General features: G+C 40.2%; 11 protein-coding genes and 2 rRNA genes. 7 read left to right on the forward strand and 6 right to left on the reverse strand.

Features of this window, described 5'->3' with window-relative positions:
• Window positions 1-124 precede the first annotated feature (124 nt).
• Window positions 125-727 (reverse strand): cysteine hydrolase family protein, encoded by a 603-nt coding sequence (locus AACV00_RS12680; RefSeq protein ID WP_004246084.1) that lies wholly within the window; start codon window positions 725-727, stop codon window positions 125-127.
• A gap of 40 nt (window positions 728-767) precedes the next feature.
• Entirely contained in the window at window positions 768-1,970 is a 1,203-nt protein-coding gene (locus AACV00_RS12685) for an MFS transporter (RefSeq protein WP_161680326.1), read from the reverse strand.
• Window positions 1,971-2,055: 85 nt separating this feature from the next.
• Between AACV00_RS12685 and AACV00_RS12690 the strand changes: the two genes are divergently transcribed.
• From AACV00_RS12690 to emrB, 3 genes are all read left to right on the forward strand, one after another.
• On the forward strand, window positions 2,056-2,706 hold the full coding sequence (locus AACV00_RS12690) for a GntR family transcriptional regulator (protein WP_004247421.1): 651 nt from the start codon (window positions 2,056-2,058) through the stop codon (window positions 2,704-2,706).
• Between the two features lie 175 nt (window positions 2,707-2,881).
• Entirely contained in the window at window positions 2,882-4,057 is a 1,176-nt protein-coding gene (gene emrA, locus AACV00_RS12695; RefSeq protein ID WP_004252255.1) for a multidrug efflux MFS transporter periplasmic adaptor subunit EmrA, read from the forward strand.
• A 17-nt stretch (window positions 4,058-4,074) separates the two neighbouring features.
• Window positions 4,075-5,592 (forward strand): multidrug efflux MFS transporter permease subunit EmrB, encoded by a 1,518-nt coding sequence (gene emrB / locus AACV00_RS12700; protein WP_135091764.1) that lies wholly within the window; start codon window positions 4,075-4,077, stop codon window positions 5,590-5,592.
• A 107-nt stretch (window positions 5,593-5,699) separates the two neighbouring features.
• Here emrB and AACV00_RS12705 read toward each other — a convergent pair whose 3' ends face one another.
• Both AACV00_RS12705 and AACV00_RS12710 read right to left on the reverse strand, forming a co-directional pair.
• Window positions 5,700-6,803: a tRNA/rRNA methyltransferase gene (locus tag AACV00_RS12705; RefSeq protein ID WP_049210532.1), complete on the reverse strand. Its 1,104-nt coding sequence runs from the start codon at window positions 6,801-6,803 to the stop codon at window positions 5,700-5,702.
• Window positions 6,804-6,968: 165 nt separating this feature from the next.
• Window positions 6,969-8,036 carry a hypothetical protein gene (locus AACV00_RS12710; protein WP_161680328.1) on the reverse strand — a complete coding sequence of 356 codons (1,068 nt, stop codon included), beginning with the start codon at window positions 8,034-8,036 and terminating at the stop codon, window positions 6,969-6,971.
• 137 nt (window positions 8,037-8,173) lie between these two features.
• Here AACV00_RS12710 and AACV00_RS12715 point away from each other — a divergent pair, with 137 nt between their 5' ends.
• The 4 genes from AACV00_RS12715 (at window position 8,174) to AACV00_RS12730 (ending at window position 13,604) form a co-directional block, all read left to right on the forward strand.
• Window positions 8,174-8,857 carry a tRNA-uridine aminocarboxypropyltransferase gene (locus AACV00_RS12715; RefSeq protein ID WP_004247414.1) on the forward strand — a complete coding sequence of 228 codons (684 nt, stop codon included), beginning with the start codon at window positions 8,174-8,176 and terminating at the stop codon, window positions 8,855-8,857.
• Between the two features lie 44 nt (window positions 8,858-8,901).
• The gene (locus AACV00_RS12720; RefSeq protein WP_124724827.1) at window positions 8,902-11,562 is read left to right on the forward strand and encodes a bifunctional acetate--CoA ligase family protein/GNAT family N-acetyltransferase; all 2,661 of its coding nucleotides are present in this window, start codon (window positions 8,902-8,904) and stop codon (window positions 11,560-11,562) included.
• A 188-nt stretch (window positions 11,563-11,750) separates the two neighbouring features.
• Window positions 11,751-13,109 (forward strand): CDP-diacylglycerol--serine O-phosphatidyltransferase, encoded by a 1,359-nt coding sequence (pssA, locus tag AACV00_RS12725; RefSeq protein WP_049196562.1) that lies wholly within the window; start codon window positions 11,751-11,753, stop codon window positions 13,107-13,109.
• A gap of 147 nt (window positions 13,110-13,256) precedes the next feature.
• Complete coding sequence (locus AACV00_RS12730; protein WP_004247412.1) at window positions 13,257-13,604, forward strand: YfiM family lipoprotein; 348 nt, start codon at window positions 13,257-13,259, stop codon at window positions 13,602-13,604.
• A gap of 93 nt (window positions 13,605-13,697) precedes the next feature.
• Here the strand turns inward: AACV00_RS12730 and rrf are convergent.
• Together rrf and AACV00_RS12740 are read right to left on the reverse strand one after the other, a co-directional pair.
• Window positions 13,698-13,813: ribosomal RNA gene (gene rrf, locus AACV00_RS12735) — 5S ribosomal RNA — on the reverse strand.
• Between the two features lie 113 nt (window positions 13,814-13,926).
• Window positions 13,927-15,087 (reverse strand): 23S ribosomal RNA (locus AACV00_RS12740); the annotation flags it as partial.

Below are 15,087 nucleotides of genomic sequence, written 5' to 3' on the forward strand. Positions count from 1 at the left end.
ATCTGACAGGTCGCTCTGTGCCAAAAGCCAACATTCCCCAGCCCTTGCACTCAATCATGCATGTCTGATATTTAATCTATCATACTACCGACAAGATCTATGTAACATTGGCTACTTAGGCTATTTATACCCAATATTTTGATATTTCAGATGAACTGGTTACAACAGCATGTTGAGACAAGATTTTCTCGAGTAAAAAAACATGTGTGTCATGATCAGGATCGGCACAACAATCACTTGCAATCACTAGACGATAATCTAGGTCAAATGCCTGACTAACTGTAGATAAAATCACGCCACTGGTCGTGACTCCTGCAAGGATCAAGGTTTCAATACCTTGTGTACGAAGAACCATCTCAAGCTCAGTAAATGAAAAAGCCCCCACTCTACGTTTAATAATAACGATTTCATTTTCCTGCGGAAAAATATCATCATGAATAGCGGAACTTTCACTATTGGTGATTAATATTCCATTGTCTTTAATCGATGAGAAAATTATGTTGTTTTGACTAACCTCAGGATACCCCTCACGAAACTCAACACTAACATAGATAATCGGTATGCCTGCTGCACGCGTAGCGGAAATTAATGATGATGTATTACGAATAACATCTTCAGCACGATCTTGTGGAAGGAAATTATTAAGAATGGTCGTCTGAAAATCCATTACCAGCAGAGCACTATTTTTATCGATATTATTATTGTTATTGTTGAATTGTGTTGTCATAAAATCTCCGAAATATACAGGTGAAGAAGAACGAAGTTCATCAGCGTATAACTGAATTACGATGTAATTTAAAATTCCAAGCGTCTCCCAACAATAAGACAACACTAGTTGCCAGAAAAACTGCGCGCATACCTATATGACCACCAATAACGCCACCTATTAACGGGCCGATGAACTGACCTGCAAACTGGGCTGCGACCGAATAGCCAAGGATACTGCCTATCATTCCTTCTGGAACGTGATGACGTATTACTGCCGCAATACAAGGCAACAATCCCCCCAATGCTAATCCCATAAGAAAACGTAAAATAATAAGTTGCCAACCAGAGGTAACAAAGGCCTGAGGGATCAGCAATAAACCGGCTATAGCTAGTGCCAGCGTGATAATACGCAAATGCCCTATCCTATCTGCTAATTTCCCAAGCCAAGAGGCTGAAATAATACTACCTAAGGCAGCAGCGGCCATGACATAACCTGCAACCCTAGTTATCTGAGCAGGATCATTAACGAGTGTACGCACATAGACTGTAATAATAGGTTCTATCGACATATTGGCCAGCATCAGCAACAACCCCGTGCAAAGCATGCTAACTATCACAAATCGTGCAGGTAACTGCGACCAACTCACTTGCATTTTTGTCGTAGTATTTATGTATTTCGGCGTATCTTCACGGATAAGCGTAAGGGTCATGATAAAAGATAAAAAGATCAGTGCACCGGCACAGAAAAACGTGTTTCGAATACCGAACAAGTCAGGTAACCACCCTCCAGCTAGAGGGCCAATAAGATTACCCGCCATTACACCACATGAAACAATGCCCAACGCCCAAGCAACACGCTCTCTTGGAGCTTGTACTGCAATAAGAATAGTTGCTCCAGATGAGTATCCTCCCGCCAAACCAACTAATAGCCTTAGACCGACAAGTTGCCAAATATTTGTTACCATTCCCATAAGTGAGACGGTCACCGCCATACCAAGACTGGCTCTTACGAGCATCGATTTACGTCCATATTTGTCACCGAGCTTTCCCCATACTGGAGCAATTAAGCCAGCAGTGATAAACGTTGCACTGAATGCCACGCCAGACCATTGGACAATGGCGGCGTGACCTTGAACACCAAGCTCTTCAACATATAGGGGGAGGAACGGTAACATCAAGGTCATTGCAAAAACAGTTGAAAAAGAACCAATAAAGCAAACGAGCAGATTTCGACGCCAAAAGCTGTTATATAATTGAGTCATAGAAATATTCTTTTCTGGTATACCAAGTTGGTATACCATATAGATAATTTATTTTACTGTCAATTTTTAGGAGAGTATTGCCGTTATGAGCCAAGTGTTAGAGGTTGAAAAACAATTAAGAAAACTGATACTCAACATGGAACTAGGCCCAGGAGAACGGTTAACTGAACGCTGGGCTGAAGCGAAATTTAACGCATCGAGAACTCCCGTTCGAGCCGCATTACAAAAGTTGGAATCAGAGGGACTTATATGTCGTGATGGTATACGTTGGTTAGTGGCACCAATCGATGCCGATGAAATCGAACAATTATGTATTTACCGAGAAATACTGGAGGTAGCAGCATTAAAACTTTCAGTCAGCCAGATCACCGAAGAACAGTTGAACAATTTGGAACGCCTGCTTAAAGAAACCACGGTAGATTCACCAGAAGAGAGCATGGAAAATGCTGGAACACGATTCCATAGAGAGTTGGCAAGCCTTTGTAATAACGCATTTATTATTGAAGGAATAAATGATGCCCTACGTAGGCTTTCGCGAGCACGATGGCTTGATAGAGCGCCGTCTAATCCAGCGTGGGATGAGCATCGTGAAATATTTGTCGCACTTCGTTCGAGAGATACGGACAAAGCCGTAGAACTACTCGCCACTCATTTGTGCGAAAGTAGACTCCGTTTACTAGATACCATTACATCTAGTAAACGTAGCCTAAGAGCAAGAGGCATTGCGATATCCTGACCAAATACCGCCAACCTCATTTACAACATGAATTGATAAACAAATATATTCATTCACATTTATAATTGGCCTTTCGTGCTAATTATTATTCTAATATAAGCCCAATATATATGTTTCCGGATTTTATTCTGGAAACATATATAATGCTTTTTTCTGGTTTATGGAGATCTTCTAAATGAGTGTAAATGAGGAAAAAAATCCACCTCAGGCTCCCATTCGCAATAAAAAACGAACTCGCCGAAATGTTTTATTGCTACTGACTTTTATCTTTATTCTCGCGGGGCTCGCTTATACCGCTTACTGGTTTATGGTTCTTAGACATCATGAAACCACAGATAATGCCTACGTAACAGGCAATCAAATTATGGTTATGCCACAAATTTCAGGCTCGGTAACGACTGTCTATGTGGACAATACAGACTACGTAAAAGCAGGTGAACCTCTAGTCCAATTAGATGATAGTGATGAAATACTTGCATTAGATAAAGCAAAAACCGCTTTAGCAAATAGTGTCCGTCAAATGCATCAGCAAATCATCAATGGTCGTCAATTAAAAGCGAATATTGTTTTACGTGAAACTGAATTGGCAAAATTGCAAAATGATCTGCGTCGTAGAGAAGTATTAGGCGAGCGAAATGTCATTGGAAAAGAAGAACTCCAACATGCAAGAGAAGCTGTTGCCACGGCAAAAGCGGCATTAGATGTAGCAAAAGAGCAATATAATGCTAATCAAGCCATTATCTTAACCACGCCTATTGCACAACAACCTTCTGTATTACAAGCTGCAACAGAAGTGCGTAATGCATGGCTAGCTTTACAACGAACAAAAATACTAAGTCCTGCTGAAGGTTATGTCTCACGTCGTAGCGTTCAAGTTGGTGCACAAGTTGCACCGGGTAAACCGTTAATGGCCGTCGTACCTGTCACAGGTATGTGGATAGACGCTAACTTTAAAGAGACGCAACTGGCCAATATGCGTATCGGACAGCCCGCGAAAATAACCACTGATTTTTATGGTAAAAAAGTTATTTACCATGGTCGTGTACAGGGATTAGATATGGGAACAGGCAGTGCATTCTCACTATTACCGGCACAAAATGCCAGTGGTAACTGGATAAAAGTAGTTCAGCGCTTGCCGGTACGTATTTCCCTTGATGAAAAAGAAGTTGCAGAAAAACCGCTACGTATCGGTTTATCCACTGAAGTGACTGTGGATACCGTTAATCTTGATGGAAAAGTATTATCACAGAGCGAACGTCAAGCACCGGCTTATCATACTGATGCACTCACTATTGATATGTCAGAAATCAATTCATTGATTAATGAAATCATTGAACAAAATGCAGGATGATAAAGCGAGGTGTAAAGGTGATTAAAGAACCCTTACAAGGAGGAAAACTTGCTATAATGACCATCGCACTTGCGCTGGCCACTTTTATGCAAGTTCTCGATTCAACAATCGCTAACGTAGCCATCCCGACAATAGCGGGTAACTTAGGTGCATCAAATTCTCAAGGCACTTGGGTTATTACCTCATTTGGTGTTGCAAATGCTATCTCAATTCCTATTACTGGCTGGCTGGCAAAACGTATTGGTGAAGTACGCCTCTTTATGTGGTCAACAGCACTATTTGCCTTAACATCATGGCTGTGTGGTATTTCTCAAAGTTTAGAAATGCTGATCTTTTTCCGTGTACTTCAAGGTTTAGTCGCAGGCCCCTTAATTCCGTTATCACAAAGTTTGCTATTGAATAACTATCCACCAGCAAAACGCAATATGGCGTTAGCGTTATGGTCGGTTACCATTGTCGTTGCCCCTATTTTAGGCCCTATTTTAGGTGGCTATATCAGTGATAATTACCATTGGGGATGGATCTTCTTTATTAACGTACCTTTTGGTGTGTTAATTATTATGTGCATCTCAAATACATTATCGGGTCGCGAAACCAAAACGGAAATTAAACCAATAGATACCATTGGTCTCGTACTATTGGTGGTTGGTGTTGGTGCACTACAGATCATGCTTGATCAAGGTAAAGAGCTGGATTGGTTTAATTCAACTGAAATTATTGTACTTACTATTATTGCTGTAGTGGCGTTAAGTTTCTTAATTGTGTGGGAGTTAACTGACGAACACCCTGTTATTGATCTTTCTCTGTTTAAAAGTCGCAATTTCACTATTGGTTGTTTAACCCTTAGTCTCGCTTATATGATCTATTTCGGTACTATTGTGTTGCTCCCTCTCCTGTTGCAAGAAGTCTTTGGTTATACCGCAACATGGGCGGGTTTAGCTGCAGCCTCTGTTGGTTTATTACCGCTGATCATTACACCAATCATCGGAAAATTTGGTGGAAAAGTCGACTTACGCTATATCATTAGCTTTAGCTTTATTATGTTTGCGGTATGTTTTTATTGGCGAGCTTATACTTTTGAACCCGGAATGGATTTTGCCACAGTTGCTTGGCCACAATTCTGGCAAGGTTTAGGTGTAGCATGTTTCTTTATGCCATTAACCACGATGACCTTATCGGGATTACCTCCGGAGAAAATGGCCTCGGCATCCAGTTTATCTAATTTTTTAAGAACCTTAGCGGGTGCAATTGGCGCGTCATTAACGACAACCATTTGGACACAAAGGGAGTCATTACATCATGAAACCTTTGTTGAAAAAATTAATCCACTCGATCCCGATGCACAATTGGCTTTTCAACAGATGAGAGAATTGGGGCTTTCTGATGAACAAACCTCGGCTTATTTAGCTAAAACAATCACTGAACAAGGTCTGATTATTTCAGCGAATGAAATTTTCTGGCTAGCGGCAGGAATATTCATTTTAATGCTGGTGGTTGTTTGGTTTGCTAAACCGCCATTCTCACCGGGTAAATAACCATTAATGAATTGATTAGTTAATTAAAGAAAAATCCCGCTGAACATGGTGAACTGACTGCAGTTCATTATTCAGCGGGATTTTTAAATCATCTAACAATTAAATAATTAGCCGTGATGTTGACGCCACCATTCAGCCAATAACACGCCAGAAGCCACAGAGACATTTAAGCTTTCAATATGGCCTGTACCACCAATGTAAATGCTCATATCCCCTTGTTTTAACGTGCTATCACTTAAGCCATCCTTCTCTTGACCTAAGATTAATACCATTTTTTCAGGTAATTGAGCTTTTGCTAGTGGCACACTTCCTTTGTGACTTGAGGTTGTCACTAAGGTATAGCCAGCCTGTTTAAACTGCTCTAATGTCTGAGCAAAATTATCAGCATCAATTCCTTGAATATACTCGGCACCACCTTCTGCGGTACGTACTGCTGCACCAGATTCTAGCACTGATGAGTCGGGAGAAATGACGCCTTTCACACCAAAATGAGCACAGCTACGCATAATAGCACCGACATTATGTGGATTACCCACATCTTCAAGCGCTAAGACACAATCTTTTGTTGGTGCATCTTTTAAATAGGTTTGTGCATCATGGCCAACACGTTTTTTGATTAAGAAACAAACGCCACCATGATGATCCGTACGCGCCGCTTTAACCATCTCTTCTTCTTCAACAACATGGTAAGCTTTACGATTTGCCGCCATCCATTTTAACGCTTCACGAAAACGAGGTGTTACTTCTTGTAAGAACCAAGCTCGAACAATGGCTTCTGGACGGTTTTTAAACATAGCCTGACAAGCATTTTCACCATAGATACGCGTCTCTTCTAAACGCTGACGGCGAAGCTGTTCGGGATCTATTTGGCTTTTACCAGTAATTCCATCATGCTCTTTTAATGGCTCATCTCCCGGACGAGAAATCGTTTTCCATGGAGAATAATTACCACCTTCACTATTGTTATCACGTGAGGAGCTTGATCCACTGCGTGATGGATTACGTCCTGAAGACTTACCTGCACCACGTTCATCACGACGAGAAAATTTGTTATCACCGCGTTTATCATCACGACGATGACTACGGTCAGTATCACCACGAGCATTATTAGGGCGGCGGGATGGTTTTTTAGGTTTATTATCGGCACTGTCCTCACTGCGGACATACATCACTTTTACTTTGCCGTTTTTACCTTCATAAGAATCGTTCATTAGTCTCTCCAACTGCAATAGGGGCGCAGATTACATGATAGTTTAGCAACTGTCACCGAGAGAATCACGCAGAGTAAGAGATAAACCTATATCAAAAAACACTCTCTTTAAAAATAAAATTAGATTTAGCTTTTTATTAATAAAAAATAGCTTTTATATCAATAACTAAGATAGCCATTCATCATTAGATTTAACAATACAAAAAAGTGTATCCATAATCAATTTTTTCCTAACATCATGATTAAATGTGGTTTGCTCACCACAACTTAGGTTTAGAAAGTCTTTTCCTGTTTTTTGTAATACTGTTTCTATTGTGGATATTAAATCATCTTCTTTTTCATGATTAAATTTATTCCATTCATTATGTAAACTATCAATATAATTAAGCGCCAAAAGACCACATCCATTAGGTACATTTTCTTGTAGATTATATTCTATATTGATAGTATTAAATCCTTTTTTTTCTAGTTCAATTAATAAGTTATGACGTTCATCTTTTTTGCTTGAGGGCAATGAATCACATAAAAAACAGCTATCTTTATAAGTCAATAACGCAACCCAATGGTTATTATTGACTAAAACCACATAATTTTTTAACTCCGCGGATCCTTGGCTATTTTCTATTTTTTTAAGTATTGATTCATAGGAACAAATATCACACTGATAGGGTTGAAATGACGCCCAAGACTCTAATTCAGATGAAGATATATATCGATTATTATTACTTACGCTTTCATTACTATTGGCCAATACGCTATCATTACATTTTATATTTAAATAATTATCAACCGCTGAGATAAAAACATTCTCCCCTTTTCCCTTTTGTCTAGCAATCGCTTCCTCACAAGCCATTGCACTTAATAAAGGTCGTTCTTTAAAATACTCTTGATCCTCTTTTATTTTTATTTCATAGAGTAATTTGACTAATTCTTTAATATCTTCTCTTATCGAGTTGTTTAATTTTGGATAAATTAAGTAGAGCTGATTAGTTGCATATAAGCTTATTTTTATATCATCATGAAACATGATATTTACTAAATAATCCAAATCTTTTGAGCTTCCATTCCTAACTGCATTAGCGAGTTTATTTATTTGATTTTTGGCAGTCTCAAGATTAACATCCACTCTACTATTATTAATGACCTGAGTATCAAAGATATTAAATAGGTTTTTTATTTCATTATCTGTAATACTATTTTCATTATTACAAAAAAGGATTTGTGTTACCTTCATAAGTCACCAAAATTTATTAAATAATAATAATCCTACCACTATACGGTAAATAAACTTTCATAAAAAACAACTGATAGTAGACCTTTGGGGATCATGGTAATATTCATTCCTTTATTTATGATTGTGGTCTTTCTGTTATGCATGACAATGCGGTTTCTCGACTTCGTCAATATCGAGTTTCTATCTCTACACGCCCATATAAAGCCAGAGGCTTTCGTGTTAAACGATGCACTTTTTGTTTATTACCTGAAAAACAGTGTCTGTGTGACACCATCATTCATCAAACCGCGAAAAGCCGTTTTTGTTTAATGATGTACGATACAGAAGTGATGAAACCAAGTAATACAGGAAAATTAATTGCCGATGTTTTACCCGATACACTTGCCTTTTTATGGTCACGTACCGAGCCTGAAAAAGCCTTACTTGATGCAATTAATGATCCGCATCGACAAGCTTATGTCGTCTTCCCAGACAGCTATGCTTCTCCTTCGCGAAAAGTTTATCACCAGTTACCTGCAAACAGTAAGCCACCGCTATTTATCTTACTAGACGGCACTTGGACAGAGGCGAGAAAAATGTTTCGTAAAAGCCCCTACCTTGATGCATTACCACTGTTTTCAATTAATGAAGCCAGTAAATGTGACTACATGCTCCGTCAAGCAGCAAGAGAAGAGCAACATTGTACCGCTGAAGTTGCCGCTTCTATTTTAGCCAATGTCGGCGATGATTTAGCGTCACAACAGCTTTTTTCTCATTTTAGTTACTTTCGTCAACAATATTTAATTGGAAAACCAGACAGACGTCAGGCAAAAGAAGAGTAAATCAGCTACATTGAATACAGTTTATCAGAAACTTAGGAGTTGATATGAGCCAGCGAGGCCTTGAAGCACTATTACGTCCTAAATCAATTGCGGTGATTGGCGCCTCTGACAAAGTAGGCAGAGCAGGCACCACAATGATGAAAAACTTACTCAGTGGTGGGTTTAATGGGCCAGTCTTTCCAGTCAATCCGACTCGCAATTCTGTTTCTGGTGTTTTTACTTATCCTTCTATTGATAAACTCCCCCAAGTACCAGACTTGGCAATTATCTGTACTCATCATCGCCGCAATCTTGAACTTCTTGAGCAATTAGGTCAATCAGGCTGTAAAGCCGTGATTGTTCTTTCAGCACAATCAGAACAATTTGAAGCTATTAAGACACTCTGCCAGCAATACCATATTCGCTTGTTAGGTCCAAATAGTTTAGGTTTATTAGCCCCTTGGCAAGGCTTAAATGCCAGCTTTTCACCCCTTCCTGTAAAAAAAGGCAAATTGGCATTTATCTCACAATCAGCAGCAGTAGCTAACACCATCCTAGATTGGGCGTATTACCGCAATATTGGCTTTTCCTATTTTATTGCATTAGGTGATAACCAAGATATCCAAGTTGATGATTTACTGGATTTTCTAGCAAGAGATAGTAAAACCAGTGCAATATTGCTGCATTTAGAGCATATTCATGATGCAAGGCGCTTTATGTCTGCCTCACGTAGTGCATCACGCAATAAGCCAATACTAGTTATAAAAAGTGGTCGAACACAAAAAGCCCAATTACTCTTAGGCGATACGCCAAGTTATGATGTAGCTTATGATGCAGCCTTCCAACGCGCAGGACTGTTACGCGTACAAGATACTCATGAGATGTTTTCAGCGGTTGAAACCCTCAGTTATATGACGCCATTAAAAGGCGAGAAACTGATGATCATCAGCAATGGTTCAGCTCCTGCGGCAATGGCTGTAGATGAATTATTTTTACAGTCAGGCAAATTAGCACAATTATCTGCTGATACTCAGCAACAATTGCAAGCCATTGTGCAAGACACATCTGCTATTCGTAATCCGCTTAATTTAGGTGATGATACCACGGTAGAGCGCTATATTAGGGCAGTGAATTGTCTATTAGATAGCCATGATCATGATGCATTACTCTTAATTCATACACCAAGTGCTATTGCACCAAGTATTGAAACAGCACAAAAAGTTATTGAAGCAATTAATAAGCACCCCAGAAGAAAATGGCTCACTCTATTTACTAATTGGGGAGGCGAATATTCATCTCAACAATCACGTAAATTATTTAGTGAAGCGGGTATTCCTACTTATCGCACTCCTGAAGGCGCAATTACTGCTTTTATGCATATGGTGGAGTACCGCCGAAATCAAAAACAACTAAAGGAAACTCCGGCATTACCTTTAGAAATAAAAATGAACACCCAGCAAGCCCATCGCTGTATTGAAGAAGCTCTCGACAAAAAACAGTATCGCCTTGATACACACCAAGTCCAGCCCATTATGGAAGCCTATGGCTTTAATACTTTACCTACTTGGATTGCTCATAATGCACAAGAAGCGGTCAGTATTGCAGAAAAAATAGGTTATCCGGTCGCGCTGAAATTACGCTCTCCTGATATACCTCATAAATCGGAAGTTCAGGGGGTTATGTTATATTTAAGAGATAGCAATGAAGTTGAATCGGCTGCACATGCCATTATCGAGCGGGTAAGCGAGCTTTACCCACAAGCGAAAATTCAAGGACTATTAGTACAAAGTATGGCAAACCGTGCAGGCTCCCAAGAGCTACGTGTTGCGATTGAACAAGACCCCATCTTTGGCCCCCTAATTCTATTAGGAGAAGGAGGCGTTGAGTGGCAAATCGAAACAAAAGCTGCCGTTGCTTTGCCACCACTTAATATGGCGCTAGCTCGTTATCTGGTCATTAATGCAATAAAAAGTGGCAAGCTCCAACCTAGAAGTGCATTACAACCACTGAATATCCTAAGCTTAAGCCATTTTTTGGTGCAAGTTTCACACTTACTATTAGATTGTCCACAAATTGTCAGGCTCGACATACATCCGTTGTTAGTCTCGGGTAATGATTTCACTTTGTTAGACGTGGCTATGGAGCTGTCACCTATCGAAGGCGATCCTCATCAAAAACTTTCTATTCGCCCGTATCCCAATGAATTAGAAGAAACTTTCTTTTTAAGAGATAGCAAACCTTGTTTTATTCGACCTATTTTGCCTGAAGATGAACCTCTACTAAAAACCTTTATTAATCAAGTGACCAAAGAAGATCTCTATTATCGTTATTTTAGTGAGATCAGCGAATTTACCCATGACGATCTCGCTAATATGACACAGATTGATTACGATCGTGAGATGGCTTTTGTCGCCATTCGCCACCCTCACGATGATCCAGAAATTATTGGTGTTGCTCGAGCTATGGCAGATCCTGATAATCAACAGGCAGAATTTGCTATCTTGGTACGCTCTGATTTAAAAGGTAATACACTGGGTCACCAATTAATGATGAAATTAATCAACTATACTAAGGCGCATGGCATCAAACGGTTAACTGCCATTACCATGCCTGAAAATCGTAATATGATAAGTCTAGCTAAAAAATTAGGGTTTTCTGTAGAAGTACAGTTTGATGAAGGAATAGTCAATCTCAACTTGCTTCTTGATCCTCTCAGTGATGTATAGTGATAAAATCGCGAATAGAAAATTTCTGAATGTGATTATTTACACATCCTAAGAGAAATTCACTCTATAAGATGATTTTATGCGTACATCCTATATAACTAATGTTATGATCAGAAGATCGGTTACAGAATTTTTTACATAGAAGATGACTCTTTTAGTCATCATAAACAAGAGAAATAAGCACTGTGATGTTGTCTAAACTAAAACTTGCTAAGCATCAACAACACCTTGCACAACTGCCTAAATTAGCTCAGTCAGTTGCTGATGTTGAAACGCTTTATCAGACATCCGCGTTTCGCAGCACCTTATTGAAATATATCGCGCAAGCTCAAAACGAGATTTTTATTACCGCACTTTATCTAGAACATGATGAAGCGGGCGAGGAGATCCTTGAAGCACTTTATACCGCAAAACAACAACGCCCTGAACTTTCCATCACCGTTATTGTTGATTGGCATCGTGCTCAACGCGGTCGTATAGGTGTCTCTGCTGATGCAACAAATGCAGATTGGTATCATAAAGTTGCACAACAGCATCCTGATGTTGACGTCCCTATTTATGGTATTCCTGTTAATACACGTGAAGCATTAGGCGTATTACATCTAAAAGGGTTTATCTTTGATGATACGGTTATTTACAGTGGTGCAAGTATTAATAACGTCTATTTGCATAAACTTGATAAATACCGTTATGACAGATATCACATCATTCATAATGCTGAACTCGCAAACACAATGAAGCAATTCATTGTCGATAGTCTTTTGCAATCAGATGCTATTCAACGTCTTGATTCAGAAGAGAGAGTGCGTTGTGCAGAAATTAAAAATTGTATCCGTCAATTCCGCTTTAATTTACGCACACATGATGGTTACGATATTAAAGGAAATGCCTCAAATAATCAGTTAACAGTGACTCCATTGGTCGGCTTAGGCAAGAAAAATATCTTGAATAAGACTATCTCCCACCTCATGGCCGTGACTGAAGAAAAGTTGGTTATTTGTACACCTTATTTTAATTTACCTGCTATTTTGGTGCGCCAAATTAGTCATTTACTGAGAAATGGTAAACAGGTTGAGATTATTATTGGTGATAAAACGGCAAATGACTTTTATATTCCGCCAGAAGAGCCCTTTAAAATAATCGGTGCTTTGCCTTATTTGTATGAGATTAATCTTCGTAAATTCACCCAACGTTTTCAACGTTTTATTGATAATGACCAATTAACAGTAAGGCTTTGGAAAGACGGTGATAATACCTATCATTTAAAAGGCATGTGGGTTGATGATGAGTGGCAATTAATTACAGGTAATAATCTAAACCCTCGAGCTTGGGGATTAGATCTTGAAAATGCCATCTTAATTCACGATCCACATCATGAATTACATGAACAACGCCATAAAGAGTTAGCTTGTATCAGAGAAAAAACACTGATTGTTAAAAGTTATCAACAATTAGAGAGTATTAAATTTTACCCTCTAAAAGTGAAAAAATTAATTAAACGTTTACGGCGTATCCGTGTTGATAGACTAATTAGTCGTATACTCTAATTTAAATATACTGCTAAGCACTATTTATAAGCCTTACTTAAAATAAGTAAGGCTTTTTTGTCGCTATAATCCACTATACTTCAACTTATTAAGATTTAAGCTCAACTATCTAACGATCAAGATATAGTAATAAGGCGTGGATATTATATGAAACTAAAGCGTAATGGCTTCTATCTAATAGTTTTACTTTCACTCGTCACGTTAAATGGTTGTCAATCCTTTCATGTTGCCAATGATAATTGGCAAGGAAAAGATAAAGCACAGCATTTTTTATTTTCTATGGTAGCCTCCGCAGGAGCTAATGCTTACGCAGCTCATCAGAACTATTCTTATCGAGAAGGATTAGTTATTGGCTTATCCTTTTCAATAAGTTTAGGCGTCGCTAAAGAGCTTTATGATAGTCGACCACAAGGTACGGGATGGAGCTGGCATGATTTTGCTTATGATGTGGCAGGAGCCGCTGCTGGCAGTTTACTCTATCAGCAATTGAAATAACTCTTTTCCTTAGTTAAAGGATAAAATTGAGAATAAAAAATATCAAACGCAAAAAAGCCAACCCATTGGGTTGGCTTTCTCGTCTTATTTAATGCTTGGCAGTTCCCTACTCTCACATGGGGAGACCCCACACTACCATCGGCGCTACGGCGTTTCACTTCTGAGTTCGGCATGGGATCAGGTGGGACCACCGCGCTATGGCCGCCAAGCAAATTCGGTTTTAATCACTCGCTTCCTTCCTTTCGGTAAGTCGCCAGTAATTCAATCTTGAACAAGCTGACTTCATCGTTTCGTCTCTCTGACAAAACACTTTCGGTGTTGTCAGGTTAAGCCTCACGGTTCATTAGTACTGGTTAGCTCAACGTATCGCTACGCTTACACACCCAGCCTATCAACGTCTTAGTCTTAAACGTTCCTTTAGGTCGCTTAAAGCGACAGGGAAGACTCATCTCGAGGCAAGTTTCCCGCTTAGATGCTTTCAGCGGTTATCTCTTCCGCACTTAGCTACCGGGCAATGCCATTGGCATGACAACCCGAACACCAGTGGTGCGTTCACTCCGGTCCTCTCGTACTAGGAGCAACCCCTCTCAATCTTCCAACGCCCACGGCAGATAGGGACCGAACTGTCTCACGACGTTCTAAACCCAGCTCGCGTACCACTTTAAATGGCGAACAGCCATACCCTTGGGACCTACTTCAGCCCCAGGATGTGATGAGCCGACATCGAGGTGCCAAACACCGCCGTCGATATGAACTCTTGGGCGGTATCAGCCTGTTATCCCCGGAGTACCTTTTATCCGTTGAGCGATGGCCCTTCCATTCAGAACCACCGGATCACTAAGACCTACTTTCGTACCTGCTCGAGCCGTCACTCTCGCAGTCAAGCTGGCTTATGCCTTTGCACTAACCGCATGATGTCCGACCATGCTTAGCCAACCTTCGTGCTCCTCCGTTACTCTTTAGGAGGAGACCGCCCCAGTCAAACTACCCACCAGACACGGTCCCCGACCCAGTTTATGGGCCTAGGTTAGAACATCAAACGTTAAAGGGTGGTATTTCAAGGTTGGCTCCATGCAGACTGGCGTCCACACTTCAAAGCCTCCCACCTATCCTACACATCAAGGCTCAATGTTCAGTGTCAAGCTATAGTAAAGGTTCACGGGGTCTTTCCGTCTTGCCGCGGGTACACTGCATCTTCACAGCGAGTTCAATTTCACTGAGTCTCGGGTGGAGACAGCCTGGCCATCATTACGCCATTCGTGCAGGTCGGAACTTACCCGACAAGGAATTTCGCTACCTTAGGACCGTTATAGTTACGGCCGCCGTTTACTGGGGCTTCGATCAGGAGCTTCGCTTGCGCTAACCCCATCAATTAACCTTCCAGCACCGGGCAGGCGTCACACCGTATACGTCCACTTTCGTGTTTGCACAGTGCTGTGTTTTTAATAAACAGTTGCAGCCAGCTGGTATCTTCGACTGGCTT

It is taken from the genome of Proteus sp. G3927 (assembly GCF_963894685.1).
GTDB lineage: Bacteria > Pseudomonadota > Gammaproteobacteria > Enterobacterales > Enterobacteriaceae > Proteus > Proteus mirabilis.

What these genes read in the sequence shown, in the direction of transcription:
- AACV00_RS12690 (WP_004247421.1), top strand. Translation starts at nt 2,056, where the DNA reads ATGAGCCAAGTGTTAGAGGTTGAAAAACAATTAAGAAAACTGATACTC.
- AACV00_RS12720 (WP_124724827.1), top strand. Translation starts at nt 8,902, where the DNA reads ATGAGCCAGCGAGGCCTTGAAGCACTATTACGTCCTAAATCAATTGCG.
- pssA (WP_049196562.1), top strand. Translation starts at nt 11,751, where the DNA reads ATGTTGTCTAAACTAAAACTTGCTAAGCATCAACAACACCTTGCACAA.
- emrA (WP_004252255.1), top strand. Translation starts at nt 2,882, where the DNA reads ATGAGTGTAAATGAGGAAAAAAATCCACCTCAGGCTCCCATTCGCAAT.
- AACV00_RS12685 (WP_161680326.1), bottom strand. Translation starts at nt 1,970, where the DNA reads ATGACTCAATTATATAACAGCTTTTGGCGTCGAAATCTGCTCGTTTGC.
- AACV00_RS12730 (WP_004247412.1), top strand. Translation starts at nt 13,257, where the DNA reads ATGAAACTAAAGCGTAATGGCTTCTATCTAATAGTTTTACTTTCACTC.
- AACV00_RS12710 (WP_161680328.1), bottom strand. Translation starts at nt 8,036, where the DNA reads ATGAAGGTAACACAAATCCTTTTTTGTAATAATGAAAATAGTATTACA.
- AACV00_RS12715 (WP_004247414.1), top strand. Translation starts at nt 8,174, where the DNA reads ATGCATGACAATGCGGTTTCTCGACTTCGTCAATATCGAGTTTCTATC.
- AACV00_RS12680 (WP_004246084.1), bottom strand. Translation starts at nt 727, where the DNA reads ATGACAACACAATTCAACAATAACAATAATAATATCGATAAAAATAGT.
- AACV00_RS12705 (WP_049210532.1), bottom strand. Translation starts at nt 6,803, where the DNA reads ATGAACGATTCTTATGAAGGTAAAAACGGCAAAGTAAAAGTGATGTAT.